Source organism: Candidatus Bathyarchaeota archaeon (assembly GCA_029882535.1).
In the GTDB taxonomy this organism is placed as follows: Archaea; Thermoproteota; Bathyarchaeia; order Bathyarchaeales; family SOJC01; genus JAOUKM01.
Genome location: JAOUKM010000062.1, coordinates 1 through 4,378, shown reverse-complemented (window position 1 = coordinate 4,378; position 4,378 = coordinate 1). Strand labels below are relative to the sequence as shown.

At 43.5% G+C, this 4,378-nt stretch carries 3 protein-coding genes; 1 reads left to right on the top strand and 2 read right to left on the bottom strand.

The features are described from left to right. Positions 1-54: 54 nt before the first annotated feature. Both trxA and OEX01_09395 read right to left on the bottom strand, forming a co-directional pair. Positions 55-465: a thioredoxin gene (trxA, locus tag OEX01_09400; GenBank protein ID MDH5449197.1), complete on the bottom strand. Its 411-nt coding sequence runs from the start codon at positions 463-465 to the stop codon at positions 55-57. A gap of 355 nt (positions 466-820) precedes the next feature. Then, the gene (locus tag OEX01_09395) at positions 821-3,535 is read right to left on the bottom strand and encodes a PAS domain S-box protein (protein MDH5449196.1); all 2,715 of its coding nucleotides are present in this window, start codon (positions 3,533-3,535) and stop codon (positions 821-823) included. 308 nt (positions 3,536-3,843) lie between these two features. Between OEX01_09395 and OEX01_09390 the strand changes: the two genes are divergently transcribed. Beyond that, a partial coding sequence (locus OEX01_09390; protein MDH5449195.1) for a HesA/MoeB/ThiF family protein occupies positions 3,844-4,378 on the top strand: 535 nt, incomplete at its 3' end.

Sequence of the window (4,378 nt, the reverse complement as noted above, 5' to 3'; positions counted from 1 at the left end):
GTTTGCTATCCCAAAAAATCCTCGTTTATCTTCTCATCCGTTTTCCAAACTATCTTATTCTGGTTTGAGGTGGTTCTTTAAGGCTGCTTCTAATGGTCCACGTCCAACCGCACCAACAATTCTTTCAACGGGTTTACCATCTTTGAAGATTAGGAAGTGAGGTATTCCCATAACGTTGTAGCGTTGCGAGATGTCTGGATTTTCGTCTACATTGACTTTGGCGAACGCTGCCTTTTCAGCGTAGTCACGGGCCAGTTCTTCTATTACGGGAGCCATAACTGTACATGGCATACACCATCCAGCCCAAAAGTCAACTAAAACCGGTAGATTGGTATTCTGCAAGAAATTGTCAAAAGACGAGGATGTTAACGTGACTACACCCTCTGTTTTCTGTTTCTGGCTTTTTTTCAGTAGTTCCTCCAGCTTCTTCGCCTTTATTCTTTCAATTTCCTCATCTTCGTTCATAGGATTACGCTCCCATATCAAATACTCATTTTCGCTTCCTCGCTTAGGTGAAGCCCAGAGTGTATCGTTTGTACATGCGTAATAGCGTTGCGCCGCGTATTAAAATTTCCGTCATGATGACTTTCACAAGTAGAAGCATGCTATAGTTTAAGGAATCCAGTTACTAAGAGCATAAGCACAAATTCCATTATAAGCTCGATCGCAACTGCATGTTCATGCCCCCCCGGGGAGGGGGGGGGTGCACGGTTGGAACGATACGGTCAGCATGACCTATGCAGCAAGACCCATGGAAACGTCTGAAAAATCTTTGTCTCGGTTTCCCTGCTAAAGTTGCTTGTGCGCGCGCGAGCCACTGTTAATGAAGTTTATAGTGTTCTTTCTTGGTTTCACCCGCTCTGGGTAAGGTCATGGTGAATTGGGATCCCGTGCCGTATTTGCCTGTCTCTCGGATGGTCCAATCGTAGACTTCACATATTTTCCTTATTAGGTAAAGCCCGTATCCCGTGCCTCTTCCGTACCCTTCTTTGAATATCTTTTCCTTTTCAGCCTTCGGTATACCAGCACCATCGTCTTCATAAACCAATTTCAGTTCATCTTTCCCCGTCTCTTCATAGTATAGTCTGATTCGGTTGACTTTGCCGCCGTGCTTCAACGAGTTGTCAATCAAGTTGTAGAATAGTTGTCTTAGTAATGAATCTGCCAGCACCAGTAATCCATGACACTCATTCACTATCTTTGCGCCGTGTAGATCTGAAAACAACGAACTTGCCTCTTTAAGGCTTTTCTCTACATTCATGTACACTAATTCTTCAACACCTAACTTCTCGTAGGTCCTTGCGAAATCAAAAATTGTTTCCACTTGCCAACAAGCTGATTCCACGTCTTTTAAGTACTCCAGAACTTCATGGTTTCCAGCCAGCCTCTGTCTAGCAAGGAAAGCGTTTCCTGTGATTGTGGAGAGTTTGTTTCGCACATCATGTCTAGTTAATTTGCCCACAACACGTAGTTTTTCTTCCATCTTCTTTCTTTCAGATACGTCACGGAATACAACGAGGTCTGCTGGTTTGCCTTTGTATTCTACTTTTGCCGCGTTTATTTCGTAGGGTAGTTTCTTACCGTCTTTTGTGAGCACTTCAACCTCGTAGGGTGGGATATGCATCCCCATCATTCGTTTAGCCAGATTCTTTATCAAGATTGCTTTGCTTTTGGCTGTCACAATCTTCGTCTTTAGAAAATTCTGTTCAAGTAACTCTTCCTTTTCGAACCCTGTTATTTCCTCCACTCTATCGGTGATTTCTAGAAATTTTCCCTTTCCGTCAACGATGACCACTGGGTCAACCATAAGATTAAACAATGTTTGAAAATGCCTTCTGGATTCCTCCAGTTCTTCTTCGGCTTTCTTTCGATCGGTGATATCTTTGTACAATCCAATAGTGCCTATGAGGTTGCCTTCAACGATGATTGGGGCAGCAGATATGGACACTGGAACTAGGGATCCGTCCTTTCTCTTTCTAACAGTATCGTAATAGATGATCCTTTCTCCGACTTTTTTGTCCAGCATTTTTGCTTCTTCTAACTTGTCCCTTGGCACTATTACGTCGTTGATGTGTTTGCCTTTGATTTCATCCAGCGAGTAGCCGAAAAGCTCTTCAAAGCGTGGGTTAACATCCATAATGTGAAAAGCAGGATCCAGGAAATCAGCTGCCTCAGGATTATTCATAAACAAGCGTTCAAACTTCTGCTGGCTTTCTTGAACGTCTTTCGTGTACATCTCTAAGTTCTTGGTTTGCTTCAGATTGCTCAGTGCGGTGCCAGCGTGGGATGCCAATATTTCAAGTAGTTTTTGATCTTTCTCATCAAAGGCATCCAGTTCTTTGCTTTCTACGTTTAAAACTCCAAGAATTCTATCCCCGATCTTGATGGGTACGGCAAGCTCGGAGCGTAGATTAGGCATGCCTTCTACATAATCTCTTTCCTTTCTCGTGTCTGAAACGAGGATGGGTCTGCCAGTTCTTGCCACCTTGACGGTTAGGCCTCGCTTCTTACTTAGTGGCAGCTTGAGAGAAAAGATCGCTGGGTATCCACGTTGATCTGCGACGCAAAGCACGTTTTCGTCCACAACCATAAAGGATGCTTGTTCAAACCCAAGCGTCTTCTCCATAGCGTCCAAGGTCAGCCGATATATTTCCGCCATGCTCTCCGCCATGTTCAAGTCTTGACTGTAAATATTTAGTGCTGAAAGTCTTTTCTCAAACTGTTTCCTTTCTGTAATGTCTCGGAATATCCCTTGAATCACTTTTTTGCCCTTAAGTTTAAAGACACTGGCTTTGATTGCAACATCTTTGATCTCTCCTGTTTTGGTTATAACCTTCGTTTCCAGAACATATCCTTCTTTTTCTTTTAGATGCTGTTTGAAAGTTTTGCTAAATCCTCCTTTGATTTTTTCTGGAGGATGAAGGATCGTTTGGTGTTTCCCAACTAATTCTGATTTTTCTCTGCTCACTAATTCTGATGCTGCAAGGTTGCAGTCAAGTAACGTACCAGTTTCCGCATCGGCTACGAAAATGGCGTCTAATGCCTTTTTGAATAGGCTTCTATACCTTTCTTCAGATTCCCTCAGCGCCTCCTCCGCTTTTTTGCCTTTCACGGCTTGGAGTATGCCATGTACCAACTCACCGTAGACTGTTTCTGGGTGGCCAGCCTTGTTGAGATATTGATCTGCACCTAAGTTTAATGCCTTGATTGCTACTTCTTCTCGACCTTTTCCAGTGAATATGATAAATGGAATGTTGTTCCCATGGTCTCGTAATTCTTTTAGAAATTCGAGGCCGTCTTTTCCAGGCATCACGTAGTCAGAAACGATCACATCAAATATTTTCTTTTTCATCTTTTTCGTGGCTTCTTCAACAGACGAGGCAGTGTCCACGTGAAATGAGCCTTCCATTTGCAGGCATTGTTTTGCAACCTTCAAGAAGCCTGTTTCATCGTCAATATGCAGGACTCGTATTGGCGTTTCGGTGGGTAGGTCTACAACCACTCCTGTGAGAGCCTCAAGGGCAGGTTTGGCCATTTAACGCAACTTCCTTTTTCGTTCATAATCTAGAACGTTGAACATTCACTCTACATCTTAGACTGCCGAATTAAACGCTTTATGAACACCTAATCAATATTTCAAAGGCAGCAACTAGTTACCGTTGCCGTGCTACATGCTCATAGCAAATGGTGGAGGGAATTTTGGTGGCATTTGTTTAGGAGAAATAATGGTAATCATTGCAAAGTTCAATCAAGTTGAGCAGATCCAGAGGAAAGTGTAGAATATTCTTAAGAGTAAACTTGAAGAACTAATCAGGGAATTAGTCATTTGTTTGGGGTTGAAGAATGGTTTCGGCTAGTACTTTTGATCCTTCGGAATTCTATAAGCGACAGACAGCACTTTTTGAACTTGGTCATAAGGGTCAAGAAAAGCTGTGGCGGTCCAAAGTAGCCATAGTAGGAGCTGGCGGACTTGGGAGTGCATCTACTGTCTATCTTGCCTTAGCAGGCGTCGGACACTTGCGTATAGTCGATCAGGATACAGTTGAACTCAGTAACTTGCATCGACAGATACTGTACAATCTAGATGATTTGCGGTATCCCAAGGTTGAAGCAGCGGCCCAAAAGATTAAGCGAATGAACCCTGAGGTGAAAGTGAAGGCGATTCCGGAAAGCGTCAGAGAAAGCAACGTGGACAAAATAGTTGAGGACACAGACTGTGTAGTTGACGGGTTAGACAATATGCGAACACGGTATCTTCTGAACCGTGCTTGTGCCCGAAACGGAATCCCGTACGTTTTTGGCGGTGCCATCGGTATTGAAGGAAATCTTTCCATCTTTGCTCCTCCAGAGACTCCCTGCCTCGAATGTATCTTACCTA

Excerpts from the sequence above, each read along its gene's own strand:
- trxA (MDH5449197.1), bottom strand. The coding sequence starts at position 465 with ATGAACGAAGATGAGGAAATTGAAAGAATAAAGGCGAAGAAGCTGGAG.
- OEX01_09395 (MDH5449196.1), bottom strand. The coding sequence starts at position 3,535 with ATGGCCAAACCTGCCCTTGAGGCTCTCACAGGAGTGGTTGTAGACCTA.